This window comes from Isoptericola sp. GX10416 (assembly GCF_056590155.1).
In genome coordinates this window covers 1-24,757 of sequence record NZ_JBWPVO010000006.1, presented here as the reverse complement: position 1 = coordinate 24,757, position 24,757 = coordinate 1, and the positions used below count along the sequence as shown (strand labels likewise).

17 protein-coding genes and 1 pseudogene are annotated in these 24,757 nt (G+C 69.0%); 6 read left to right on the top strand and 12 right to left on the bottom strand.

Annotated elements, in window-relative coordinates; all coding sequences use genetic code 11:
* Window positions 1-177: 177 nt before the first annotated feature.
* A complete protein-coding gene (locus ACWAT2_RS10550) occupies window positions 178-1,131 on the bottom strand; it encodes a hypothetical protein (protein ID WP_402375869.1) in 954 nt (317 codons plus the stop codon).
* A 245-nt stretch (window positions 1,132-1,376) separates the two neighbouring features.
* Here ACWAT2_RS10550 and ACWAT2_RS10545 point away from each other — a divergent pair, with 245 nt between their 5' ends.
* The 3 genes from ACWAT2_RS10545 to ACWAT2_RS10535 all read left to right on the top strand — a co-directional run bounded on the left by ACWAT2_RS10545 (window position 1,377) and on the right by ACWAT2_RS10535 (window position 8,319).
* Window positions 1,377-3,461, top strand: a complete 2,085-nt coding sequence (locus tag ACWAT2_RS10545; protein ID WP_402375871.1) for an acyltransferase family protein — start codon at window positions 1,377-1,379, stop codon at window positions 3,459-3,461.
* A 296-nt stretch (window positions 3,462-3,757) separates the two neighbouring features.
* On the top strand, window positions 3,758-5,869 hold the full coding sequence (locus ACWAT2_RS10540; protein WP_402375873.1) for an acyltransferase family protein: 2,112 nt from the start codon (window positions 3,758-3,760) through the stop codon (window positions 5,867-5,869).
* Window positions 5,866-8,319 (top strand): glycosyltransferase, encoded by a 2,454-nt coding sequence (locus ACWAT2_RS10535; protein WP_402375874.1) that lies wholly within the window; start codon window positions 5,866-5,868, stop codon window positions 8,317-8,319. Before ACWAT2_RS10540 ends, ACWAT2_RS10535 begins: the two co-directional genes overlap by 4 nt.
* A gap of 62 nt (window positions 8,320-8,381) precedes the next feature.
* Here ACWAT2_RS10535 and ACWAT2_RS10530 read toward each other — a convergent pair whose 3' ends face one another.
* The 3 genes from ACWAT2_RS10530 to ACWAT2_RS10520 all read right to left on the bottom strand — a co-directional run bounded on the left by ACWAT2_RS10530 (window position 8,382) and on the right by ACWAT2_RS10520 (window position 12,775).
* Window positions 8,382-8,792, bottom strand: a complete 411-nt coding sequence (locus ACWAT2_RS10530; protein ID WP_402375876.1) for a hypothetical protein — start codon at window positions 8,790-8,792, stop codon at window positions 8,382-8,384.
* A gap of 185 nt (window positions 8,793-8,977) precedes the next feature.
* Window positions 8,978-10,816 carry a glycosyltransferase family 2 protein gene (locus ACWAT2_RS10525; protein ID WP_402375878.1) on the bottom strand — a complete coding sequence of 613 codons (1,839 nt, stop codon included), beginning with the start codon at window positions 10,814-10,816 and terminating at the stop codon, window positions 8,978-8,980.
* A 261-nt stretch (window positions 10,817-11,077) separates the two neighbouring features.
* Entirely contained in the window at window positions 11,078-12,775 is a 1,698-nt protein-coding gene (locus ACWAT2_RS10520) for a CDP-glycerol glycerophosphotransferase family protein (RefSeq protein WP_480048908.1), read from the bottom strand.
* Window positions 12,776-12,898: 123 nt separating this feature from the next.
* Between ACWAT2_RS10520 and ACWAT2_RS10515 the strand changes: the two genes are divergently transcribed.
* Window positions 12,899-13,303 (top strand): hypothetical protein, encoded by a 405-nt coding sequence (locus ACWAT2_RS10515; RefSeq protein WP_402375881.1) that lies wholly within the window; start codon window positions 12,899-12,901, stop codon window positions 13,301-13,303.
* A 130-nt stretch (window positions 13,304-13,433) separates the two neighbouring features.
* Here the strand turns inward: ACWAT2_RS10515 and ACWAT2_RS10510 are convergent, their stop codons facing one another.
* From ACWAT2_RS10510 to ACWAT2_RS10480, 7 genes are all read right to left on the bottom strand, one after another.
* Window positions 13,434-14,693 (bottom strand): nucleotide sugar dehydrogenase, encoded by a 1,260-nt coding sequence (locus tag ACWAT2_RS10510; RefSeq protein WP_402375918.1) that lies wholly within the window; start codon window positions 14,691-14,693, stop codon window positions 13,434-13,436.
* Between the two features lie 68 nt (window positions 14,694-14,761).
* The gene (locus ACWAT2_RS10505; RefSeq protein ID WP_402375883.1) at window positions 14,762-16,762 is read right to left on the bottom strand and encodes a CDP-glycerol glycerophosphotransferase family protein; all 2,001 of its coding nucleotides are present in this window, start codon (window positions 16,760-16,762) and stop codon (window positions 14,762-14,764) included.
* Window positions 16,763-17,099: 337 nt separating this feature from the next.
* Window positions 17,100-18,185 (bottom strand): sulfotransferase family 2 domain-containing protein, encoded by a 1,086-nt coding sequence (locus ACWAT2_RS10500; RefSeq protein ID WP_402375885.1) that lies wholly within the window; start codon window positions 18,183-18,185, stop codon window positions 17,100-17,102.
* Window positions 18,186-18,292: 107 nt separating this feature from the next.
* Window positions 18,293-19,042 carry a sulfotransferase family 2 domain-containing protein gene (locus tag ACWAT2_RS10495; RefSeq protein WP_402375887.1) on the bottom strand — a complete coding sequence of 250 codons (750 nt, stop codon included), beginning with the start codon at window positions 19,040-19,042 and terminating at the stop codon, window positions 18,293-18,295.
* A 15-nt stretch (window positions 19,043-19,057) separates the two neighbouring features.
* Entirely contained in the window at window positions 19,058-20,368 is a 1,311-nt protein-coding gene (gene cysN, locus ACWAT2_RS10490) for a sulfate adenylyltransferase subunit CysN (protein ID WP_402375889.1), read from the bottom strand.
* Window positions 20,369-20,371: 3 nt separating this feature from the next.
* Entirely contained in the window at window positions 20,372-21,274 is a 903-nt protein-coding gene (gene cysD / locus ACWAT2_RS10485; protein WP_402375891.1) for a sulfate adenylyltransferase subunit CysD, read from the bottom strand.
* Window positions 21,271-22,164: an inositol monophosphatase family protein gene (locus ACWAT2_RS10480; protein ID WP_402375893.1), complete on the bottom strand. Its 894-nt coding sequence runs from the start codon at window positions 22,162-22,164 to the stop codon at window positions 21,271-21,273. The genes cysD and ACWAT2_RS10480 overlap by 4 nt, the downstream gene beginning before the upstream one ends.
* A 184-nt stretch (window positions 22,165-22,348) precedes the next feature.
* Between ACWAT2_RS10480 and ACWAT2_RS10475 the strand changes: the two genes are divergently transcribed.
* Window positions 22,349-23,332 carry a sulfite exporter TauE/SafE family protein gene (locus tag ACWAT2_RS10475; protein ID WP_402375895.1) on the top strand — a complete coding sequence of 328 codons (984 nt, stop codon included), beginning with the start codon at window positions 22,349-22,351 and terminating at the stop codon, window positions 23,330-23,332.
* Window positions 23,329-24,555: an adenylyl-sulfate kinase gene (cysC, locus tag ACWAT2_RS10470; protein WP_402375897.1), complete on the top strand. Its 1,227-nt coding sequence runs from the start codon at window positions 23,329-23,331 to the stop codon at window positions 24,553-24,555. Before ACWAT2_RS10475 ends, cysC begins: the two co-directional genes overlap by 4 nt.
* Window positions 24,556-24,559: 4 nt before the next feature.
* On the opposite strand, the pseudogene ACWAT2_RS10465 reads toward cysC, so the two are convergent.
* Window positions 24,560-24,757, bottom strand: a pseudogene (locus ACWAT2_RS10465) (hypothetical protein); the annotation flags it as partial.

Here is a 24,757-nt window from a genome sequence, read left to right as displayed (position 1 = left end):
TTCCGCGATCTGCCGTCGATCGCCTGTCGAGCGTCCATCCTTGCACCGGTCGACCCTGTGCTCCGCCTCACCGGGTCGGTGTCGCGCCGTCGTCCTGGCGCCGTCCGACCTCGAGGACGGTGCTGCGCCCGACCGTCTTCACGACGTGCAGGGCCCGCCCTGAGACGTCGACGGACTTCAACCGACGCGATCGATGAGCCGGGAGTACGAGCCGAAGTCGTACTCGCCGTGAGGTTCGGCCCAGGCGCCCTCGGTGTGCTCCGCGAGCCTGGCGAGCTCAGGGTCCGGCATCTCGCCGTCAGCCAGGTAGTACACGTCGGCATGCCGGGCCAGCTCCCTGATGTAGGCGACGACGTAGTCGTCGACGACGCCCTGCGGGTCGTACCCGGCGAACAGGCACACGCGCCGGACGTCCCGCCCCTCGGGAAAGCGGTGACCGATACCCACCCTGCGCGAGGGTGACGGCTCGGGCCGCGTCGAGAGGCCCTGGCGACGACCGGTCTCGCGGTAGTGGGCCAGCGGGTTGCGCCGCACGGTCGGGTTCATCCGCTGGTAGTAGGTGGTGTCGAACATGGGCGAGGGATCGAGTCCCTCAGCGGCACCCTTGGCGACATAGTGCTCGATCGGGTCCATCCCCTCGGGGATCCCGGCGATCGACGAACGGGCGACCTCGCCGAGATAGTGGTCGACGTCGAAGGTGCCCGACTCGGCGATCACCTCGGCGGCTCTCCGGCGCCGCACGCTGACGTTGCCCTCGACCGTGATGTACCAGCGCCGCGGCTGCCCCTCGGCCGCGAAGGGCGCCAGGTCCACTCCGCCCGCGACACGCCGCCGAGTGGCCGCGCCGTCGTCGAGGGCGAGGTGGAGGTCGATCGTCTCCCCCTCGAAGACAGCGAGGTCCTCGTCCGTGACGTGGCCCTGCCAGCCCCGGGAATCCTCCGCGAGGGGGGCCCGTACCTCCACGCCGGTCGAGCGGCCCACGAGCAGGAGCAGCGGGGCGCCGTCGTCGCGAGGAGACGAGATCGTCAGCCAGGCGTCGGTGGCCGTGCCGTCGAACCCGACCAGCGTCGGGGGGCGCGCAGGTCTCTCGTGGGCGGCCTTCTTCACCAGATGACTCAGGGTTCGTCTCATCCGGCAGTCTCCTGACGACGTCTGATCAGAGGAGCACAGCATGCGTGGTGACTGTTGCCATCGTGAGGGCCGGAACGAGATGCCGCCAGTGCCGGCCGTGGCAAATCGTCACCGATCCCGCCCGGACACCACCCAGCCGGACCTCCAGACGTCGAGAGCGACCTTGTAACATGTCGGGGCCCACGACGGGCCGGGCAACGAGCGCTCCTTGCCCGCTTGACCCGAGCCCAGAGGATCTCAGCAACTTGACCAGCAGCGACACCAGCGCCACTTCCGTCAAGGGCCGACCGGCGGGAGCCTTCCGGCCCGACATCGAAGGCATGCGCGCCATCGCCATCGGCCTCGTGCTCATCTATCACGCGGGCGTGCGACAGCTACCCGGCGGCTTCGTGGGCGTCGACGTCTTCTTCGTCATCTCGGGCTTCCTCATCACCGGTCTGCTCATCCGAGAGCTCGAACGCACCGGCCGGATCTCCCTGTCGACCTTCTACGCACGGCGCGCCAAGCGCCTTCTTCCCGCGACAGGCCTCGTGCTCGCCACCACGGCGCTCCTCACGTGGTGGACGGTTTCCGCAGTCGACTGGCGAGCCTTCGGCGGCGACATCGTGTCAGCCGCCCTCTATGTCGTGAACTGGCGGCTCGCTGACCGCTCCGTCGACTACCTCGCGGAGGACGTCGGAGCCTCCCCGGTGCAGCACTTCTGGTCCTTGGCCGTCGAGGAGCAGTTCTACATCGTCTGGCCGTTGCTGATCGTGGCACTCGCGTGGTGGCTGCGACGGCGCGGGCACCTGCGGATCCGACAAGTGCTGACCGCCGGGATCCTGGCCGTGATCGTGCCATCCCTCGCCTATTCGGTCTACCTGACGACGAACAGCCCGGCGACCGCCTTCTTCGTCACGCCCACACGGCTGTGGGAGCTCGGCATCGGAGCGCTGGCCGCCATCGGGACCACGGTCTGGCTGCGCCTCCCCCGCGCCGCCGCGATCGTGCTCGGCTGGACAGGGCTGGCCGCGGTCATGGCGAGCGGATTCCTGTTCTCCACCAGCACTGCATGGCCCGGGTACGCGGCACTCCTGCCGACCCTGGGCACCGCGGCAATGATCATCGCGGGATACACCTCAGGCCGCGCCGGGGTCGCCGGCGTGCTGTCCTGGCGACCGGCCGTCTGGGTCGGAGGTCTGTCGTACTCCCTATATCTCTGGCACTGGCCGCTCATCGTGGCAGCGACCGCCTACTGGGGCGACCTCGGCGCTCGGCGGGGCCTCCTCGTCGTCGCTGCCTCGTTCATCCCGGCCTACATCTCCTACAGACTCGTCGAGAACCCGGTCAGGTTCGCGCCGTCCCTGAAGTCCAACCGACTGAGCCTGTCCGTCGGCGCGAACTTCACGGCGGTCGGTGTGCTGGCCGGGCTGGTGCTCGTGCTCCTTGTCCCGTCGAACGGCGGCGGCACGGACGACCGCCAGGCACAGGGGGCATCCGCGATCGGGTCGGGCGCAGAGCCTGAGCCGGGGACCACCTCCAGCCTCACCGACGTCGACTGGTTCGTTCCCGACGCTGTCGCGGCCGTCGACGACGTCCCCTCGTACGCGCCGGAGTGCCAGGTCGATCAGCAGTCGACCAGACCCGTGAGGTGCGAGTGGGGCGACGTGGACGGCGACCTCACCGTGGCCGTCGTCGGCGATTCCAAGATCATGCAGTGGTACTCGGCGATCGACGAGATCGCGCAGGACGAGGGATGGCGGATCGTCTCGTACACCAAGTCGGCGTGCGGGTTCCACGACGGCATGCAGGTCGCCAAGGGCGAGCGGTACGAGTCGTGCGCCACCTGGAACGACGCCGTCATCGACCTCCTCGTCGAGCTCGACCCGGACGTCGTCCTGACCTCCCAGCGCATCAACGACGTCCTGGCCGACCCGGACGATGTCGAGAGCCGATCCGTCGACTCCATGGTCGACGCGATGGTTCGTCGCTGGACCACGCTCGCCGACGCCGGGGTCCCGCTCGTCGTGATGCTGGACAACCCGAACCCCGGCATCACCGTGTACGAATGCGTCGCCGAGAATCCCGACGACCTCGCCGCATGCACGTTCGACCTGGAGGAAGGCATCGGCCGCAGCGGCGCCCTCGCCCAAGAGCCAGCTGCGGAGCAGGTGCCCGGCGTCAGAACGATCGACCTCCGCTCCGAGATCTGCCCCGACGACCCGTGCGTTCCGATCATCGGCAACGTGCTGCTCTACCGGCAGACGTCCCACCTCACCGACACCTATGTCCGCACGCTGACCGACCGCGTCCGTGAGGAGCTGGTCCCGGCCATCGAGCAGGCCGCTTGACGAGCGTCAGGCGGCGGCGCACCCGGTCGATGCCGCCCGAGTTTTTGGGAACGCCTGTCTGCCTCTGACATACTCGCGACGGCGCACGGCTGGCGCCACGACGGCGCACCAGCACCGTCCGACAGACCACGACACCTCCGGACACCATGAGGCGGCGTCGGACTCGTTGTCGTCACTGGAAGGAACTGGACCAGGATGCCCCCTGACGAGTACGTCATCAGCGTCGGTCGGCACCATCCGCAGCGCGGTAGCAGCGTCCAGAGGGGCGACGCCAGGCTCGCCGGGACGGGTCGGCCATGACGGCGGGTGCGGCTCCGCAGACGGTCGATCCTGGCCAGCGGGAACTCAACCCCGGAGCCGCCTCCCGGGGGACGTCAGCCTTCCGGCCGGACGTCGAAGGACTGCGCGCTCTGGCCATCGGTGCCGTCCTGCTTTACCACGCAGGGATCGTCGCCGTCCCCGGCGGGTTCGTCGGTGTCGATGTCTTCTTCGTCATCTCCGGCTTTCTCATCACCGGACAGCTCGTCCGTGAGCTCGAGGCGACGGGGCGGGTATCGCTGCTGCGGTTCTATGCCCGCCGCGCGAGACGCCTCCTCCCAGCCGCCGCGCTCGTGCTCGTCGCGACAGCCGTAATGGTCGTCGCGCTGGGGAGCGTCGTTGATCGCCGGACCTTCGGGGGCGACATCGTCGCCGCATCGGGCTACGTCGTGAACTGGCGGCTTGCCGAGCGTTCCGTCGACTACCTCGCCGAAGACGTCGGCGTGTCGCCCGTCCAGCACTTCTGGTCCCTGTCGGTCGAGGAGCAGTTCTACGTCATCTGGCCGCTCCTGCTGATCGTGGTGGGTCTCCTGGCCCGTCGGTTCCGCTGGCCCGCCCGGACAGTGATGGCAGCCGGGCTCGCTGCCATCGTCGTCCCGTCCTTCATCTGGTCGGTCGTGATGTCCTCGGCCGATCCGTCGAGCGCGTTCTTCGTCACGACCACACGTCTGTGGGAGCTAGGCATCGGCGGGCTGGTGGCCGTCGGGGTCGCGGTGTGGCCGCGCGTTCCCAAGCCGGTCGCGCTGGCGCTCGGTTGGTCCGGGCTTGCCGCCATCATCGCCGGCGCCCTGCTCCTGGACGAGTCAGCGACCTGGCCCGGTCACCTGGCGCTCGTCCCGGTCCTCGGTACGGCAGCCGTCATCGTCGCCGGCGCCACCCGGTCCGCTCCGGCGATACTCGGCCACCGGTTGCTGGTGTGGCTCGGCGGGCTCTCGTACTCCTTGTACCTCTGGCACTGGCCCCTCCTCGTCGCTGCCACCTGGGTATGGGGCGACCTCGGTCAGAAGCGTGGACTGCTCGTGGTCCTCCTGGCGCTGATCCCTGCCTGGCTCTCCTACAAGCTTGTGGAGGACCCGGTCCGCAGGATCGCGCAGACGCGTTGGACGCCCCGGATGACGCTCTCCGTCGGACTGAACCTCACCGCTGTGAGCGTGATCGCAGGCCTCGTCCTGGCGATCGCGCTGCCGCAGGAGAACAGAACCACTACCGCCACGACGGCCTCCGGCGCCGCCGGGCTGACACTCGAGGACGGACGTGTTGCCGGCCTCGAGCTGCAGGACAGCTCCGACTCGATTGCCCCGGCGCCCGCCGACGCTCCCGACGATGTTCCTCGCGCCTACGCTGACGATTGCGTGGCGGACCCAGAAACCACCGAGCCCACCATCTGCACCTATGGCGACCCCGCGGGAAATGTCCGCGTCGTCCTCGCGGGCGACTCCAAGGCACTCCAGTGGGCCGACGCCCTCGACGCGGTGGCGAAGTCGGAGAGCTGGCAGCTCGACCTTGCGACCAAGAGCGCCTGCGGATTCGCGGACGCGATCCGCACCGGCTTCGACGATGGGCCCTACGAAGAGTGCCAGGAGTACAACGAGAACCTCCTCAGCGAACTGCTTCGGGACCCTCCCGACGCTGTTATCGTCTCGCAGCGACACAGTACGGCATTCGACGCAGACGGAGACCTCACTACGGCCGCGATGGCCGACGGTCTCGGTCGCACCTGGGAGACGCTCGAGGAACACGGCATTGACGTCATCGCTCTGCTCGACAACCCGGCACCGCCCGAGACCAGCGAAGGTGAGGTCTACCGGTGCGTCGCTGCGCACCCCGCCGAACTGTCCAGCTGCGCGTTCACCCGCGACGAGGCGATCGACCGCTCCGGCGCCATCGCTCTGCGCGCCGCGGCTGAGCAGTCACGGGACGTGGACATCGTCGACATGACAGATACTCTGTGCGAGGACACCGCGTGTCCGCCGGTCATTGGCGATGTCCTGGTCTATAGGCAGGGCTCGCACATCACCAACACCTACGCGATGTCTACGCGCGTCATTCTCGCCGATCGGATCGCGCCCCTCCTGGAGACATCGTCATGACCACACAGTCGTGTCAGAAATTCGTCCTCGACGCGGCTGTGGCCCGCACCGCCGCGGACCGCTTTGCGCGCGCAGGCATCAGGGCTGGCCAACGCGCGGCGACGACCGCCCTCGACATGCAGTCGGAGTCGGCGCGCGAAGTGATGGCACGGATGATCGACCCGGACGCCGACTACACAGCGATCATCGCGGACGCGCTCGAACCGGCCATGACAGCATCGGCGGGTGACGACACGTCGAAGGCCCGAGTGCTCTGCTCCCTCGGACGGACCGTCGGCCTCCAACGGTTCCATGAGGACGACGTGACCCACGCCCTGGCATTCTTCCGCCGAGCACGCCAGGATCTATCGGCCTCGCGATGGTCCCCGTCCGAGCTGAAGACGTACGCCCAGCTGCTGTGGATCGAGGGCCATTACGAGACCCTCCGTGGAGACTCCGAGCTGCTCGCCGCGCTGCCCGCACCCTGGCCGGAGTTCCTCCAGATCGAACTCGCCGGTGTGGAACACGGCGTCGGCTCGGTCCCCTGGCTCGACCTGCTCAACGCTCATCTCGTCGGCGAGGGCGTAGCACCGGTCACCCTCGCGACGACGAGCGCACCACCATTCGACCGGCTCGGGCCCAGCACCTCCCGCGCCGCGGGCCCAGGCCCACTGATCTCGGTCGTCATGCCGGCGTTCCGTCCCGGCCCCGAATCGATCACCGCGGTGCGCTCGATCGTCGAGCAGACCTGGCAGGACTGGGAACTGCTGGTGGTCGACGACGCCTCCGGCGCCGAGTACGACGAGGTATTCGCTCAGATCGCGTACATGGACCCGCGTGTCCGGGTGATCCGCCAGCCGGTCAACCGCGGCACCTACGCCGTCCGGAACCGAGCTCTCGAGGAAGCTCGGGGTGAGTTCGTGACGTTCCAGGACATCGACGACTGGTCGCATCCCGAGCGCCTCGAGCGGCAGGTCATTCCCCTACAGAATGACCCCAGCCTCGTCCGGACGCTGAGCCGCTCCCTGAGATGCTCCGACGGCCTCGTCTTCCAGTATCTGGGCTACAGTCCCGACCGGGAAAACGCGTCATCCCACATGTTCCGGAGGTCGGTGCTCGAGACCGTCGGCCGCTTCGACTGGGTCCGCAAGGGCGCGGACTCCGAGTTCGACCAGCGCCTCGAGGCAGTTTTCCCTGGCCGTCGGCTTCAGATGACTGAGCCGCTCGCATTCGTCCGCCTCGAACCTGACTCGCTGTCGAGAGGAGACTTCCGCCCCGGATGGACACATCCAGCTCGTGTCGAATATCGCGACGCCATGCGTCATTGGCACGAGCAGATCAAGGTGGGCGCGAGCCCCGAGATCCCGGTCGACGTCGCCCGGCGTCCGCTCACGGCTCCGCGACCCTTCCTGCGCGACCTCGAGGTGCCTGACCAGCACGTCGACCTGGCGGTCGCGGCCGATTGGTCGATGGACGGAGCAACTCAACGCGCCGCGCTCGAGGAGATTCAAGCGCTCACGCGGTCAGGTCGACGCGTCGGGCTCGTCCATCTGCGTTCCATGTTTGGCGACGCGACGCCTCGTGCAGCTCTGTCCATCGCGGCACGTCGGGCGCTGGCCGATCGCTCCGCCATGTTTGTCTCCCTGGAGGAGGCCGACCACGTTCCCACGATCGTTGTCCGCCAGCCGGAGATCCTCGAGTTCCCGAGCTCCCGTCCCGTGGCCCTGACGACCGACCAGGTCGTGATCGTCGCGGATTCGCTCCCCGGACCGGAGTCTGGTGCCGAGCCTCGATGGACAGTCGCCGACTGCGACAACAACGCCCAAGCACTCTTCGGCTTGGTCCCCCGTTGGGCGGCCCAGGACGACATGGTGGAAGCGGCAGTTGCACGCCACATCGGCGATCGCCCCGTGCAGCGTCACCCTGCCGTGCTCGACGTCCTCGCGTGGTCCACGCCCAGGACGCGCTTTCGGGCCGACCGGCCGGTCATCGGGTGGATCTGCGGCACAGACCCCGCGGCCCTTCCTGCTTCGCTCCCGCTCCTCCAGGAGATCTACCCGGACGACGGTTCCGTCGACGTGCGGATCCTTGGCGGGCGGCAGCATCTCCGAGCGGCGCTCGGCAGTGTGCCGCCGGCGTGGCTGGTATACGGAGCCGGAGAGATCAGCGCACGCGAGCTCATGATGCAGCTCGACTTCGCTGTCGCCTTCCCTCCGGAGGGTCCTACGCTGGACACGTTGCGCACCATGCACGAGGCTCTTGCTGCCGGATGCGTGGTCGTCACCGACCAGAGCATCTCGCCGCACCTCGGCGACGCAGCCGTCTACTGCGAGCCCGCTGATGCTCTTGCGCTCGTCACCGACCTGCGCCACCGACCTGACGCCTATCGGGAGCAGTCACAGAAAGGCCGACGCTGGGTCGAGGAACGCTTCGCCAACTCGGCCGAGGGCTTCGCCGAGATCTGCTCCTAGCCGAGAGAAGGCAGCCTCCGATCCGGCACCGTCGACCACCTCTCTGGAGAGGCTGGGTCGGTCTACCGACCGGCGCTGTCCGCTACCTCGAGCCGGGCGGCACTGAGATCGGCGAGGATCCGGCGGCTCATCGCCTCGGTCCGCTCCTCGATGCGGTCACCCTGTGCGACAACGGCCCGGATCGTCCTCTTGTGTGACTTGACAATCAGGTGCGCCTTGTCGGATAGCTCCCGAGTCTCGCCCTCGAGACGCTCGATCCGCATCGCGTTCTTGCCGACCGCTGATCGCAGGTCACCGTGCCGAGCGTCGACGTGTCGGGCGATGCTGTGGACCAACAGAGCAATGACAACGGCCGTCACAGCCAGTGCTGCCCCGCCGAGGTCGGGGTTCCCCAGGGCGAAGGCAACAACGGCGAGGATGCCCGCGGCGACAGCAATGAAGGTGAGCGCGTCTGTTCGCGACGGCTTGGGCATTTGGGCTCCTCGATATCGATCCTCCAGCGTGAGTGGCACGCCGCGACTCTGTCACCGCTCCGCTCCAACGGACCGCGGACTCCCTCCGCCGAACCGGAGGCCCGGTGCGAGCGCGCCCACGATACCTGACCGTCCCTGGAGAAGGACGGAGCCGACCGACCCGCGCTCCGTGCCGACGTAGCCTTTCAGCCCTTCCTCCGGCGAGCAAGCTTCGCCCGCACCCGGTCGAGCAGGCCACGACCGTCCCCGGGATCCACCGACCGCGGACGGTGGGAGTCGCCGGGTCGCGACGTAGCGACCTCCATCATGCGGCCGAGGTCCACCAGCCGAGCGCCGGTCACCTGCGGCTCGAGCGCCCTTCGGATGCGCTCGCTCCTTGACGCCCAGCGTGGCTCCACACCGAACAGCAGCTGTGCGTTGCGGTCGCAGTCGTCGACCGCGTAGCGGTGATCCTGGGCGTCCTGGTCGACCGGGGACAGGTCCGCCTCGATCACCAGCTGATCCACGGAGATCCTCGTCGGGAGGGACGGCGGAAACTCGAGCGTCCTCGGGTCCTCGACGACGACCAGCCGCGCCCGGCGTCCCTCGTCGAGCAGGACGCGCTCGACGGTCCCGTCGGTGATCAGCTCCTGCGCCGCGGAAAACGTCCGTCCCCGCCCGGCCTTCGCCACTCCGACGATCTCGATGCTGGCGAGCCCGACGCGCAGTCCTCGTCCCGCGAGGTTGCGAATCCGCTCGACGGCTGCTTCCTGTGCAGCGCCCGAACGCCGCCAGTCACCGACGAAGACGAAGTCGAACGGCTCTTCGTCCGGTGCAGGGTCCGGCGACATCGCGCGCGAAGCAGGAAAGGCCCTGGTCTCCGGGAGGCGGTCCAGGCGCGGAGAGGCACCGTCGTCGAACGTGGCGTGCCACGCCCGGAAGCCCTCACGGTACGAGGTGCGCACGGGGTGCTGCCAGCCACTGAGAAAGTCGGAGCGCGAGAGCGATCCTTCCGTCATCCGCACGAAGGCCAGCTGCGCGTCGAGGCGCACCTGATGGCCTGGCAGTGCGGCCACGAGACGCTCGGCGTACTCGACGTCGGCACCCTTGCGTACGTGGTCGAAATAGCCGACGCTCGCCACCGCCTGCTCCCGTCGGAACATCAACGAGGACGCGTTGGTCCGGCTCGTCGCATATCCGAGACGCTGGAAGACAAGGTCCGGGCTGCACCGGACGGACCGGCTGAGCGTCGAGTGCACCTCCGGATCGTCCACCAGTGGCGCAACCTGGCGTGCGACGCGCTCCGGGTGCGACCAGTCGTCGGAGTCCTGGAAGGTGACGAACTTCCCGCGGGCGGCCTCGAGACCTACGTTCCGCGCGGCGTAGGTGCCCCTATTCGTCGCCTGGTGCAGGACGTGCACCCGTTGGTCCATCGCTCGGACCTGGTCGAACACAGCGTCGAACTCAGCGCCCGATGCATCGTCGACGACGATCAATTCCACGTCACGCCAGGTCTGCTCCAAAACGGACCGGACCGCGGCGTAGATCTCCCGCCCCGGGCGGTAGGCCGACATCACGACGCTCACGAGCGGCCCTCGCCCAGGCGGCGCGATCTCGTCGACCTGAGCAGCGAGCCGGTCGAAGGCGGCCCCCTCCGCTGCCGCGTTGCGCAACCAGACAGGGGCGACCCCGAACCGCGCGAGCTGGTGGTTGAGAGCGGCCAGCCAGGGTTCGCTCCCGGTACCGTGCGCCGCGCCCAGAAGATCGGTCTCCAGGAAGGCCAGGTCCTCAGGTTCGAGGTTCGCCAGCTGCGGCAGCGCGTCGCGCAGACGATCCGTCTCCCCGCAGAGCCACATCACCTGGGCGTAGACGCGCTGGTGGACCATGTCCCACGTGGAAGACGGCAGGAGCCGATCAGCCGCGTCGAAGAGCCGAAGTGCCGCTTGCGTGTCGTCCGCCAGCACCTGCTGGAGCGCGACGACGCGCGCCAGCTCTCGTAGCCACTCGCCCGCTTCCGCATCAGGACGGCCGGATGGCTCCGTCATGCGTGACGGCTCGGCGACGAGACGGTCGTACTCGACGCCGGGGGCACAACCTAGGGCCAACACCTGGCGCAGACCGGTCGAGCGAGTGCGGAGCGCGGTACGACCCAGCGCCTCGCGCCTCGACCTGTTGCGTCGGTAGGCGGAACCTGCCACGCTCGCGTCCACGGCATCTGGCACGGCTCTTGATCCGGACTCTCTCACGTGGTGCACGCTCCCGTCGTGATCGTCTGCGATGGTCGTTCGACCTGTGCGGGACCCGGTTCAGACGGCACGGATGTCGTCGTCCAGCACCGCCGCGTCGATGGCCGCGACGGTCCGGGCACAGTTGTTCCGGTCGCGGTGAGTGAAAGCGTGCTCGATCCGCGCGGCGTAGCGCGGGTCCTGCGCACAGTCGTCCCGGAGCATCTCCTCCACGGCGTCGAGCGCACCCTCGAGATCGTGCGTCACGGGACCGAAACCGTCGCGCTCGTAGTCGAACCACGACGGCGACGAGTGCTTCGCCTCGAAGTCCTCCCGGTCGAACTGTGTGTAGACGATGGGCGTACCCAGATAGGCGATGTCGAAGTGGACAGAGGAAAAGTCGGTGATGAACCCGTCGCAGCCGCGCAGCAGCTCCTGGAACTCGACGGTGTTGGCGTTCTCGATCGTGACACGGCTCGCCAATCCCGTCATGCCGTCGAACTTCGGCGCCATGTTGTAGTGCGGAAGGAAGGTGAGTCGGTAGTCGTACTTCTCCAGCATCCCCTGGAGCCGCGAGCTCGTCAGGAAGCCCGTCATGAAGCGCTCGTAGGCGGATCCCTCGTAGGGAGACTCTGCGCTGTCCGAACCGTCCAGCACCTTGGCGACGAGATACTTGCGCCAGGTCGGCATGAAGAGCAACGTGCGGCTTGGTGTCGTCGGCGTCAGAGCGTCGTAGCGCGGCATGCCGACCTCGACGAGCTGCGAGTCGTAACCCGACGTCGCTCGGAGGGCTTCGGTCTCACCGGGCATGACCGTGAGGCACACGTCGTAGCCGGTGGTTCCTCGCTTGACTGAGTACGGGCTCAGGTGGATGCCGTGCTTGAGATAGACACGCAGCGCCCCGACTCGCCACACGAGGTGTCTCGTGTAGTTGGCCAAGCTCCATCCGGTGGGTATCAGGTAGCGAACCGAGTAAGCGTTGGCGAGCACCGTGGCGTGCAACATGAGCAACTGGTGACGCCACGACGAGTGGGCGACCACATGCCCGTACTGCGCCACCCTGTCGAACTGGGGGCTGCTCCTGTCTATGACGTAGTAAACCGGCCGCCGTGGATCCGTCTCGCGCAGGTGCCGGAACAGGTGGACACCGTTGTCCTGGGCAGTGTCCGTCCGCTCACCGATCAACCAGACCTGCCTCCGGGCGAAGAAGGGACGTGTCATGAGCCGCGCAAGTCGCAGCAGACGCATCTGACGGTGCTCAGTGCCGCGGACGATGAACCCCGCGTCCTTCTTCAGGAGTGTCTTGGCCCACCGCAGTCGAGCCCCGCGTCCCGCACCGGACTGCGAGGTGATGTACGCAGCGCTGCCGTCCCCGGTCGTATGGAGCAGGTAGCGCACCGCCGTCACACTCCGCGTCGTGTCATCCGACCTGCCTGAGACGCGCATGTGCACCGTCCGGGCACTGATGAGCGCACCCTGGCGAGGCCGGAGGTTGCGTCGGGTGCGTAGGGCCGGCGCGTCGGTATCGATCTCGATGACCATCCGGGCGTGGCCGTCGCCCGCATCGTGGAGCGGCAGTCGCGCACGCAACTCAGACCATCGGAAGACGCCTCGAGCATCGACGCGCAACGTCAGCGCGATGGGGAGGGAACGACCGACCTCACCTTCCGGGCGAACCAGTGCTACCCGGTACCGCCACGGCGGTTCCGGCGTACCCGGCAGGAGCTGAGCAGAGGACAGGAACGCCAGGATGTCGATGTCGCCGTCGTCCGGGTCCACCGCCTCGAGCAGCGGCTTGGCCGAGGCAAGCGACAGACGACCGAGGTACTCGGCCAGGAGCGACCCTTGATCGACCGTGCCGGACCGGAGCACCCGATCGATGTAACCGACGATCTCACGTCGGTGGATCTGGTCCGTCCAGACGAGCAACGGGAACGTGGCGGACAGGTCGAGCTCGTCGAGCCGGTCCAGCTCGCGCAGCACCTTGCGCACCCAGGACCCGACCCGCGGGGTCCTGGGGGCGACTGCCGTGCTGACGTAGCGCGTCGAGACACCGAGCAGCAGCTCGCCGACCACAACCGCGGGATCGGCGCCCTCGTCGAGCGAAACTCCGACGGTCGTCACACCGTCCGCACCGACGAGCGACAGATCGGGAGCGATGCCGTCCGGGTGGACGACCACGAGCGGTGCCCGACCCAGACGCGGCACGGCACGGACGGCCTCGACGACATCGGAGGCCCGGAGCGCGGATTCCTCGTCGACGACGACGACGAGCGTGACGTCCGCTTCGGCCTCAGCTGCTACTGACACAGGTACTCATTCCGGCATGGTGATGGACAGGTTCGACGAGATGTCCTCGACCCGGACTCGGTGCGCACGGCCCGCACGCCAACGGCCCCGACGAGTCGGGAGATCGCGTGGCCAATGGCGCCAGCCGTCACAGCCGGACGGCGCGCGGATCCTTCGAAGCACCCTTCGTGTCGAAGAAGCGCTGGGACTGAGCGACCAGGGCGTCGACGTCGTAGGCAGTGTGGTCCTGGACCAGGATGACGAGGTCGGCCTCGCGGACGGAAGCCTCGAGGTCGTCGACACGCGTCAGGACCGTGCCGTCCACGCGCCACTCCTCGACCGCCGGGTCGTGGAAGCGCAGGTCCGCCCCGCTGGACAGCAGCGCGTGGGCCAACGGGATCGCTGGCGACTCGCGCTGGTCCGCGATGTCTCGCTTATAGGTCACACCGAGCATGAGCACCTTGGAGCCGCGCAGCGCCTTCGAGTCCTCGTTGAGCGCATCCTGCGCACGCCGGGCGACGTACGACGGCATCGTCGCGTTGATCTCCTGGGCCAGCTCGACGAACCTGAACGGGTAGCCCAGACGCGAGCGCACGCTGTGGCTGAGGTAGTTCGGGTCGATCGGGATGCAGTGCCCGCCGACGCCCGGCCCTGGGTAGAACGCCTGGAAGCCGAACGGCTTGGTCTTCGCCAGGTCGATGACGTCCCACAGGTCGATGTCGAGCTCGTGGCAGAACCGCGCCATCTCGTTCACCAGCGCGATGTTGATGTGCCGGTAGGTGTTCTCCAGCAGCTTCGCTGTCTCCGCCTCACGAGCGCCCTTGGCCTCGACCACCGTGTCGACGAACCGGCCGTAGAGGTCCGCAGCACGTCGTGTCGCGGCCTCGGTGGTGCCGCCGACGACCTTCGGCGTGTTCTTCATCCCGTACACCGGGTTGCCCGGGTCGATGCGCTCGGGCGAGTAGGCGAGGAGGAAGTCCGTCTCTGCGCTGAGGCCGCCCTTCTCCAGCAGCGGGCGCAGGACCTCCTCCGTGGTGCCCGGGTAGGTCGTCGACTCCAGGACCACGAGCATCCCGGGACGCAGGACCTCCGCCGCGGTGCTCGTCGCCGAGACGACGGCGCCGAGGTCCGGTCCACCGTCCGGGCTGAGCGGCGTCGGCACGCAGATGACCACGGCATCGGTGTCGCGGATCTCCTCGATGTCCGACGTCGCGACGAAACCCCCGTCGAGCATCTTCTGCACGTCGGCGTCCGTCAGATCGTCCACATGAGACCTGCCCGCGTTCAGGCCCTCGATGATCTGCGGGCTCACGTCGAACCCACGCACCGAGAGCCCCGCGCGCACGGCTTCCTGCGCGAGAGGCAGACCGACGTAACCGAGTCCGACTACTACGAGGTCGAGCGACATTTCTTGCTCCAGTCCTGGGAGAGGCACATATCTGATCTTGCGAGGTCGAGCACGATTCGCCCAGATCACTAGGTCGAGTCGTGGGCCGGCTGCTCGGATGCTCCGCGCCGGTCCTGTAGCCGCCACCACTGCACGGCGGGCCCGCCGGCGCTCTGCACCGATGCCGCGACTCGCTCACAGTTCCGCCGATCATGGTAACGAACCATGCTCTCGGCACGCCTCGCATGCTCCGGCTTCACGGTGTAGCCAGCATCCATGATGCGCTTGACCTCGTCGACGAGACCATCGACGTCCTGCACGATCTGCCCCGGCAGATCCTGCTCGATGTCCAGGAGCGACCCCTGAGGTCCGAAGAATCGTTCCTGGTCGAACTGGAAATAGACGACCGGACGGTGCTGCAGGGCGAAGTCGAAGCCGACCGAGGAGTAGTCGGTGACGAGGGCGGCGTGGTCACGCAGGAGCGTCTGGACGTCGGTCTCCCCCTGTCGCAGCATCTGCACGCCTGGCGCGTCGAACATGTCGGCGAAGTGGCGCATGTTGGGATGCAGGATGAAGGTCACCCGGAGCCCGTCGCTCAACGACTCAGCAAGCCACGGGTGCGACAGGAAGGCCTGCCACCGGTCCCGGTACTCGCTCGCGCTGAAGGAGTCGCGATGTGTCAACCACTCGCGCCACGTCGGGATCACGAGGAGGCCCGACGGAGGATGTTCTTGCGGGGCCAGGAGCCGGTCGAACCGCGGCAGCCCCGTCACCCGGACCTGCGCCGGACGGTACCCGAACTCCTCGATGGCGACGCTGCGCTCACGGTCGGAGCTCACGTGGAAACGGTCCGTGAAGAAGCCTGAGGCGAACCGACCGTAGTTGGCCACCATGTTCTTGGTGCCGGAGACGCCATGCCGCAGAAAGACGCGCACGCCACGCACGCCCGCGATCACCCGAGGGTCCCGGGAGGGCAGCAGGTACTCCGCATGATGGGTGCTGACCAACCGGCTCGCGAGGAACGAGACGCGTACGTGTTCGGGCGAGTTCCGCAGGACCACGTTTCCCAGCCCGTCGAGACGCTCCAGGTCCGGCGCCTCCCGGTCGATCACGTAGAAGGCGCGGCGACGCGGGTGGTGCTCGCGGAGCCACCTGAACAGGTGGTACCCGTTGTCCTGGGCCTTGTACGGAAGCTCTCCGATCAGCCAGATGCCGAGGAACGGGCGCACCAGGGGCAGCCACCTCGCCAGGCGGGACCACCGCAAGATCTCGCGGTGGACGGATTCGTCCATCCGCTCGACACGCAGCGAGCGGTTCTTCCCCCGGAAGGTCGTGTGCGGGACGAACTGGAGGACATCTCCGCGATGCCGCACCGGGCCCCAGGCGAACTCGCGGTCACCGGGATCAGCCTTGATGCGTACCTTCTGGACATGCCCGTCGGCGTCTCCGACCTCGACGTAGAGGTCCAGCAGCTCGTCCCGTGCATCGAGCCGGTCAGCCAGCCCTTCGAGGTCCAGCGCGACGGACGCGCTCTGGACGAAGCGCCCTCGGTCGGCCCGCGCCACGTCCGGCAGGTCCACGAGATCGCCGTCGAAGACGTAGCGGTTCTCGCTCTCCCTGGGGATCGCGACGACGCGGACATCGGTCGCCGGCCGGTCACCGCAGTGAGTCTCGACCTCGAGCACCGGCACGGCATCAGCGCCCTGCCGCTCGCGGACGATCACCTCGAACTTGCGGCGTGTGGTCGCGCCGAACGACAGGCTGAGGTTGCCCTTCTGCGTGACCACGACCTGCGCGGACTCCGCAGCGGTCGTGCTCGATCCGCGCTCACGGAGCGTCGCGGCGAAGTTGCCGAGTCGTACCGGCTCCGGCGGCTCCACCTCGGCGGCATCGGTGACGTCGAGACTCTCGGGTACCAGGTGCATCCACAGATCGGCCACGTCGCCGGACCGCGCCGCTCCCCGGCGAAGCTCGTCGAGGGGAAGAACCACCGTCGTCTTGCCCTCGGCCTCGGCCGCTACCACCCGCACCGCGGCGCCACTCTCGCGCAGCACAGCCGCGAGCTCCCCGACCTTCCAGCCCTGGCGCACATAGCGGATCGTGAGGTGGAGGGCATCCTCCCGCAGCGCGAACCGGACACTCCGCTTGCGCGGCGTACGAGGGGCCGCGTCGGCGGCACGATTCCTCGCACGACCTGGCACGATATTGCGGAGCGTCGTTCGGAACGGCGTCGAGGACGGCGCGCTCATGACGTGGTGCGCTCCAGGCCGCCGATGAGCACCCGGGCAGGGCAACGCACGCGCGCTTTCCGCACAGATCCGATCATCGCCCACCCTTCTCCCGGTGTTCACCCGCCCGCGCCGGGCGGTTCATCATAATGCGCTATCGGGGATGCCTCGACGAGGGCTCCACCAGCGTGACGCGGGGTCAGGCGCCGAACGTCCGCCGTACGCGGCCCGCGACCGCACCCGGGAAGCCCCGCAGCGTCCTGCGCTCCAGCGCGGCCTCCAGGTCGGCGACCCGTGCCTGGAGACCCGCGATCTGCCGCTGGTCCGCGCGGCGGGCCTTCTCCAGGTCGCGCACCTCGTCGCGCAGCCGGTCGGCGCCCAGCGCGAGGTCGGCGATGCGCTGCCCGGTCGCCACTCGCCCGGCGATGTCGCGGAAAGCCTCCTTCGCCCAGGTCGGGTCCTTCGCCAGCACGGCGTCGAAGTCCCACAGGTGCCCGAAGCGTTCGATGTCGCTGGCGTAGACGTCGTCCAGGATCGCGAGCACGTCGTCGCCGAACACCCGGCCGGCCACCGCGAGCGGCGTCTCGTTCTCGCGGGTGAGGGTGTAGGTGCCCGGGAGCCCTTGCGCCTCGAGGTGGGCGCGCAGGTCGTCCAGCATCAGCGGCAGCTCGGACACCTCGTACAGGTGGCTGAACGGGACCACGCTCTCGCCGAGCGCCTGGGTCTGCGGCTTGAAGTGGGAGTCGTTGAGCAGGTCGGCACCGCCCGGTCCACGCAGTGCCTGGACGAACTTCGCGAAGTCCTCCACGACGTCGGCGTCGCTCTCGGGGACACGCGGCATCCACGGAGCGTCGCGGAACTTGTGCCATGCGTGCCGGGGGTTGCCGACGAGAAACTTGGACTGCCATGCGGACCATGCGCGCACGCGCGGGTCACGGATGACCCCGAAGATGAACCAGCCGTTCTCCGGCGAGATCTCGGCGCGCTCGTCCTCGTCGAGGTCGACCAGCTTCGGGACGTCGACGAACGACGCGCGCCGGTGGATCGTTTGCTGCCGCGTCGGAGCGAGACCCATGACCGAGTGAAACGTCGCCGGGTCCTGGCCGCTGAGCTCCGCCGTCAACCACTTCAGGCTCGTGCTCGCGTTCTTGGAGACGTTGACGAAGACGACCTTGCTCTGCGGCACCACCATCGAGTTCCAGATGCGGCCTGCTTTGGCGGCGTTCCGTGGACGAGACGCTGAGATCGCGACGCGGCCGCGCACCTCGGCGCTGCGCACTGACATGTTCAGTCGTACTCCTCTTTGTTCCCACCAGACCCGGCACAGGTGAACCGCGCGGAGACAGCCTACGGCAACCGGAGCATCCGGCTGGACGTACCGCGCTTCCGGGATCAGTCAGCGCGACGCGGCGGAGCCGGCGGGCTCGTCTTCCGCTCGGCCAGCCCTGCCAGCTCACGCGAAGCGCGCCCCAGCACGCGAGACGCGAGCGAGAGCGCCGGCGTCCGCGGTTGCGGGAGCTCCCGGTACCCGAACCGTCGGAAGTCCTCGGCGTAGAAGCTCTCGAGGCGCGCCAACAGACCCTCCGAGACCTCCACGTCCTTGCTCGAGATGCCGCGCGTCTTCTCGCTCGTCCGCACCGGTTCGACCTCGGTGGACAACCCGAGATCGAACCGCTCGTTGAGGTCCGTCATCGCCGTGTCGAGCCCGTCCTCGAGCCGGTAGACCTGCGCCTCGCGTACCAGGAACTCGACCTGCGGGCGGATGTGGTTGTCGTGGACGAACGGGTTGCGCTCGAAGCGTTCGAAGGTGTGCTCGGCCCACGCGTCCACGGCGTCGGCGGTGGTCATGAGCTCCTGCTTGTGGCGCATCACGTACTCGGAGCGGAACCGCGCGACCGGGTCGCGGACGACGGCGAAGATCGCGTCGAACCGACCCAGTCGCAGCGTCTCCTGCAGGAGCTGTCCGTGCATGTGCTGCGGCGTACAGGTCCGCAGGTAGTTGGGCTTGCCCTTACCCATGCGGCCGTCGTGGTAGGACATCTCCCACCCGGCCGCGACGAAGTGGTTCTCCACGGAGGAGCCACCCGTCTTGGGCACATGGATGAACAGGACGTTGCGGTCGTCCTTCGTGAAAACTGGCATGGCGGTCGCGTCCCGTCAGGAACTGTGCGGCAGGCCGCCGACCATGCCCGCTGCGACCGTCTTGTTCGTGGACTCGTCGACCAGGATGAACGAACCGGTCTCCGAGTTCTGCTGGTACGGGTCGACGAACAGCGGCTGCGTCACGCGGAGCTGGATGCGACCGATCTCGTTGAGCTTGATCTCGGTCACGCCCTCGTCACGGTGCAGGGAGTTGACGTCCACGCGGTAGTTGATGTCCTTGACCATGGCACGGGCCCACCGGGTCGTGTGCTTGATCGCGTACTTCTTGCCCACCGTCAGCGGCGCCGACTCGTCCATCCAGCAGATCTGCGCGTCGATGTTCTGCAGGGCGGCCGGGGTGTTGTTCGGCCGCGCGATCATGTCGCCGCGGGAGATGTCGATCTCGTCGGCGAGGCGCACCGTGACGGCCATGGGCGGGTAGGCCTCGTCGACCGGGCCGTCGGCGGTGTCGATCGACTCGATGGTCGTCTCCAGGCCGGCCGGCAGCGCGACGACGCGGTCGCCCGGCTTCATCACGCCGGAGGCGACGGTTCCCGCGTAGCCGCGGTAGTCACGGGCGTCGTGCGACTGCGGGCGGATCACGTACTGCACCGGGAACCGCACGTCCACGAGGTTCCGGTCCGAGGCCACGTGCAGGCGCTCGAGGTGGCTCAGGAGCGGCGAGCCCTCGTACCACGGCGTGTTCTCCGAGCGGTTGACGACGTTGTCGCCCTCCAGCGCGGAGATCGGGATGAAGGTCAGGTCCGGCACCCGCAGGCGCGACGCGAACTCCGTGAAGTCCTTGCGGATGTTCTCGAAGACCTCCTCCGAGTAGTCCACGAGGTCCATCTTGTTGACGCACACGACGATGTGCGGCACACCGAGCAGGGTCGCCAGAAAGGTGTGGCGCCGGGACTGCTCGATGACGCCCTTGCGGGCGTCCACGAGGATCAGCGCGGCGTCCGCCGTCGAGGCGCCCGTGACCATGTTCCGCGTGTACTGGATGTGCCCCGGGGTGTCCGCGATGATGAACTTGCGCTTCGGGGTCGCGAAGTAGCGGTAGGCGACGTCGATCGTGATGCCCTGCTCGCGCTCGGCCCGCAGGCCGTCGGTCAGCAGCGAGAGGTCGGTGTAGTCGTTCCCGCGGTCCTTGGAGACGTTCTCCACGGAGTCGAGCTGGTCCTCGAAGATGGTCTTCGAGTCGAACAGCAGGCGGCCGATGAGGGTCGACTTGCCGTCGTCGACGGACCCCGCGGTGGCGAACCGCAGCAGGTCGGTCGAGCCGTCGGTCAGTGCTTCGGCCAGGTTCTCGGTCGTGGTGCTCATGGCTTAGAAGTAGCCCTCTCGCTTGCGGTCCTCCATGGCGGCCTCGCTCACCTTGTCGTCGCCACGTGTGGCGCCGCGCTCGGTGATGCGCACCGCGGCGGTCTCCTCGACGATGGCGTTCAGGGTGGAGGCCTGGGACTCGACGGCAGCCGTCAGGTTGGCGTCGCCCACGGTGCGGTAGCGCACGGAGCGGATCTCGGAGGTCTCGCCCTCCTTGAGGGGGGTGAACTCGTTGACGGCGAAGAGCATGCCGTCCCGGTTCACGACCTCACGCTCCTGGGCCAGGTACAGGTCCGGGATGTCCATGTTCTCGGCCGCGATGTAGGACCAGATGTCCAGCTCGGTCCAGTTGGACAGCGGGAACACGCGGATCGACTCGCCCTGGTGGACGCGGCCGTTGTAGAGGTTCCAGATCTCCGGACGCTGGTTCTTGGGGTCCCACTGCCCGAAGTCGTCACGGAACGAGAAGACCCGCTCCTTGGCGCGGGCCTTCTCCTCGTCGCGGCGCCCACCACCGAACGCGGCATCGAAGCCGTGCTTCTCCACGGCCTCGAGCAGCACCGGTGTCTGGATCCGGTTGCGCGAGCCGTTGGGCTCCTCCTTGACGAGGCCGCGGTCGATCGCGTCCTGCACGGAGGCGACGACCAGCTGGATGCCCAGGCGCTCGACCCACCGGTCGCGGGTGTCCAGCACCGACTGGAAGTTGAGCCCCGTGTCCACGTGCATGATCGGGAACGGGATCCGCGCCGGAGCGAAGGCCTTGGCCGCCATGTGGAGCATCACGATCGAGTCCTTGCCGCCGGAGAACAGCAGCACGGGCCGCTCCATCTCGGCGACCACCTCACGGATGATGTGGATGCTCTCCGCCTCAAGGCTGCGGAGCTGGCTCAGGACGTGAGACGTCACGACTGGGCACCTTCCTTGATCGCCACGCCGACGCCCTGGAGCGCCGCGCGCAGGTGCGCGGCGAGGCTCGGGTGGCAGACGAACAGATCGGGGAGCCAGGGATCCTGGCGGTTGTACTCGAGCGGGGTGCCGTCGAGCCTCGTGCAGTCGTACCCGGCGGCGAGGGCGACCGCGACCGGAGCCGCGGAGTCCCACTCGTACTGGCCACCGCCGTGCACGTAGGCATCGACAGTACCGTCTACGACGGAGACGACCTTCACGCCGGCCGATCCCATCGGCACCAGCTCGACGTCGTCGCGCCCGGCGAGCTCGGCGACGAAGGCGGGCGGGCGGCTGCGGCTCGCCGCGATGCGCAGCGGACGCTCCCCCGCCAGCACGGCCTGGGCCTCGGCGTCCCGCGTAGCGGCCGACGACGGCGCGCCGGTCGTGTGCACCACGCCACGGGCGGGCAGGGCCACAGCGCCGGCCGCGAGCCCGCCGGGACCGCTCGTGCCGCCGTCGGCCCCGCGGACCCACAGCGCGACGTGCACGGCGAAGTCATCGCGCCAGGACCCCGCCCCGCCGTCGGCCGGACGCTCGGCGAACTCGCGGGTGCCGTCCAGCGGGTCGATGATCCAGACGCGGTCGGCACCCGTTCGCGCCGAGTCGTCCTTGGCCTCCTCGGAGAGGACGGCATCGTCGGGCCGGGCGTGGGCGAGCGCGCCGGCCAGCCACGCCTGCGCGGCGGCGTCGCCCGCATCCTTGAGCCGGCGCGGCTCGAAGCCACCGCCCGCGGCGTCGACCTCGTCGCGCAGGGAGAGCAGCACCGCACCCGCGCCCTCGGCCAGCGCAGCCGCGAGGGCGGCGTCGTCGAGCACCGGTTCAGGAAAGACCGGGGTGGTCGTGGACATCAAGCTCCTTGTGTCTGGGGAGTGTCTCGGGAGGTGGCTCACCGCGGCCCTCGGACGCCGCTGAGGCTACCATTCCGACCATGCCTGTCACCGTGCGCACCCGACGGCCGAGACGACCGGCGACCACACCGGTCCGCGGTTGTCGCTCCGCCGTCGAGCACCGGGACGGGGGCCGGCACCCGGCATGATCGACATCGATCCCGGCCTCATCGTCGGGGGGCTGCTCGTCGGGTTCATCGTCGGGCTGACCGGTATGGGCGGCGGTGCCCTGATGACGCCGATGCTCATCTTCGTCTTCCGCGTCGACCCGCTCGTCGCCGTCTCCAGCGACATCGTCGCCAGCCTCTTCATGAAACCCGCCGGCGCGATCGTGCACCTGCGCCGCCGGACCGTGAACCTCCAGCTCGTCCTGTGGCTCTGCCTCGGCTCGGTGCCCGCCGCGTTCTGCGGAGTGTTCCTCATCCGTGCCCTGCCCTTCGGCGACTCCCTGGACGAGGCGCTGCAGATCATCCTCGGCATCGCGCTGCTGATGGCGGCCACGATGCTCGTGGTCCGCGCCACCCTCGGCATGATCCAGCACCGCCGGGCGCTCGGCGAAGGCCCGGCCCGCCTGTCGAACGCCGAGGTCGTCGTCCGCAAGGTGCCCACCGTGATCCTCGGGGTCGTCGCCGGGCTGCTCGTCGGGATGACGTCGGTCGGGTCCGGGTCCATCATCATCGTCGCGCTGCTCATGCTCTACCCCGCGCTCAAGGCCTCCAACCTGGTCGGCACGGACCTCGTGCAGGCAGTCCCGCTGGTGGCCGCGGCGTCCCTCGGCCACGTCCTCTACGGCGAGTTCGAGCTCGGACTCACCGTGTCCCTGCTCGTCGGTGCGATCCCCGGCGCGTGGTTCGGTGCCCAGGTCTCCAGCCGCGCCCCCGGTGGGCTCATCCGCCGGGCGCTGGCGATCCTGCTGCTCGCCTCGGGCCTCAAGCTGCTCGGCGCGTCCGTCACGGTCGTCGCGGTGGCCGCCGTCGCAGCCCTCGTGCTCGGCAACCTCGCCTGGGTGATCGTGCGCGAACGGCTCAAGAAGCGCCCGCCACCGCCGGCCACCGCCGAACCACCCGCTGCCGCACCAGCCACCGCCGAACCGGCCTCCGTCACGAAGGACAGCACCGAGAGCTCATGAACACTCCCGAGACCACCCACGTCCTGACGCCCGACGAGCTCGACCTGCTCGAGCTCCACCTCGGGGGCGGCACGCCGACGATGCGCCTGGGCGGTGGCAGCCCGAACGCCGCGGTCACGCTGACGGACGCGGAGAACACCCCCCTCGCCGTCCTGGAGACCGACGGGACGGCGACGGCCGTGAAGCCGCTGGCCCGCGCCGCCGGTCCACACTGGGACCCCGCGCTGCGCCGCACCGCCCACGAGGTCCGGGACGAGGTGCGCCGCGCCGTCGGACCGGACGCCGACGTGCTGGCGGTCGTCGTCACCGAAGCACCCACCCGCGACGAGCTGGCCGCGCTGCCGGACGTCACGGCCGGCGCCGCCGCCGTCCTCGTCCTCGCACCCGCAGAGCGCCGGGCACCGGCGCCCGGAACGCTCGGTGGCCCCGGCCTGGCCCGCGCCGCCACGGTGGTGCGCGACGCCGTCGGCGGCACCGGCGCGACCCGGCCGCGCGCCGTCGTCGTCCCCTGGGCGGCCGACGCCGGGCTCTCCTGGGAGGAGATCGCGGCGCAGCACGGTGCCGACCGGTCCGTGCTGCTCGCCGACCACCGGTCCACCGCCACGCGCGCACGCCTGGCACGGCTCGGCACGCTGTGGGCCGACGAGGTCGCCGATCTGTACCCCGAGCCCGTGGCCGAGGAGGTGACCCGTGCGGCGAGCAGCGCCCGGCGCGAGGGCACCGTCGTGTTCTTCACGGGGCTGTCCGGCTCCGGCAAGTCGACGGTCGCGCGCGCACTGGCGGCCGAGCTCGACGACGAGGGCCGCCACACCACGCTGCTCGACGGCGACGAGGTGCGCCAGCACCTGTCCAAGGGGCTCGGGTTCGACAAGGCCTCGCGCGAGCTGAACGTCGAACGGATCGGCTACGTCGCCTCCCTGGTCGCCTACCACGGCGGCACCGCCGTCGCGGCTCCTATCGCGCCGTTCGCGAGCGGACGGGCGCGGGTGCGCGAGCTGGCGGAGGCCTCCGGACGCTTCGTGCTGGTGCACGTCTCGACGCCGCTCGAGGTGTGCGAGGCCCGCGACCGCAAGGGCCTCTACGCCAAGGCGCGCGCCGGGGAGATCCCTGAGTTCACGGGCATCTCCTCACCGTACGAGGTGCCCGAGGACGCCGACGTGGTGGTCGACACCTCGGTGACCTCCGTCGAGGACGCCGTGGCCCAGGTGCGCGCCGTCCTCTGAGCCGTCAGCCCTCGTCGCGCTGGCGGCGTCGGCCGCCGCCACGGCCACGGCCGCCGCCGCCACCACGGCCACGGCCACGGCCGCCACCGCCGCCACCCGGTCGGCCGCCCGACCGCGCCTGGCGGTGCGCGCGGACGAACTTCTTGTAGGCGGTGGTGACCTGGTCGACGGGTCCGTCCATGACGAGGCGGCCTTGGTGCAT

Excerpts from the sequence above, each read along its gene's own strand:
- ACWAT2_RS10480 (WP_402375893.1), bottom strand. The coding sequence starts at position 22,164 with ATGTCCACGACCACCCCGGTCTTTCCTGAACCGGTGCTCGACGACGCC.
- ACWAT2_RS10510 (WP_402375918.1), bottom strand. The coding sequence starts at position 14,693 with ATGTCGCTCGACCTCGTAGTAGTCGGACTCGGTTACGTCGGTCTGCCT.
- ACWAT2_RS10550 (WP_402375869.1), bottom strand. The coding sequence starts at position 1,131 with ATGAGACGAACCCTGAGTCATCTGGTGAAGAAGGCCGCCCACGAGAGA.
- ACWAT2_RS10475 (WP_402375895.1), top strand. The coding sequence starts at position 22,349 with ATGATCGACATCGATCCCGGCCTCATCGTCGGGGGGCTGCTCGTCGGG.
- ACWAT2_RS10495 (WP_402375887.1), bottom strand. The coding sequence starts at position 19,042 with ATGCCAGTTTTCACGAAGGACGACCGCAACGTCCTGTTCATCCATGTG.
- ACWAT2_RS10535 (WP_402375874.1), top strand. The coding sequence starts at position 5,866 with ATGACCACACAGTCGTGTCAGAAATTCGTCCTCGACGCGGCTGTGGCC.
- ACWAT2_RS10525 (WP_402375878.1), bottom strand. The coding sequence starts at position 10,816 with ATGACGGAGCCATCCGGCCGTCCTGATGCGGAAGCGGGCGAGTGGCTA.
- ACWAT2_RS10500 (WP_402375885.1), bottom strand. The coding sequence starts at position 18,185 with ATGTCAGTGCGCAGCGCCGAGGTGCGCGGCCGCGTCGCGATCTCAGCG.
- cysN (WP_402375889.1), bottom strand. The coding sequence starts at position 20,368 with ATGAGCACCACGACCGAGAACCTGGCCGAAGCACTGACCGACGGCTCG.
- ACWAT2_RS10530 (WP_402375876.1), bottom strand. The coding sequence starts at position 8,792 with ATGCCCAAGCCGTCGCGAACAGACGCGCTCACCTTCATTGCTGTCGCC.
- cysC (WP_402375897.1), top strand. The coding sequence starts at position 23,329 with ATGAACACTCCCGAGACCACCCACGTCCTGACGCCCGACGAGCTCGAC.
- ACWAT2_RS10540 (WP_402375873.1), top strand. The coding sequence starts at position 3,758 with ATGACGGCGGGTGCGGCTCCGCAGACGGTCGATCCTGGCCAGCGGGAA.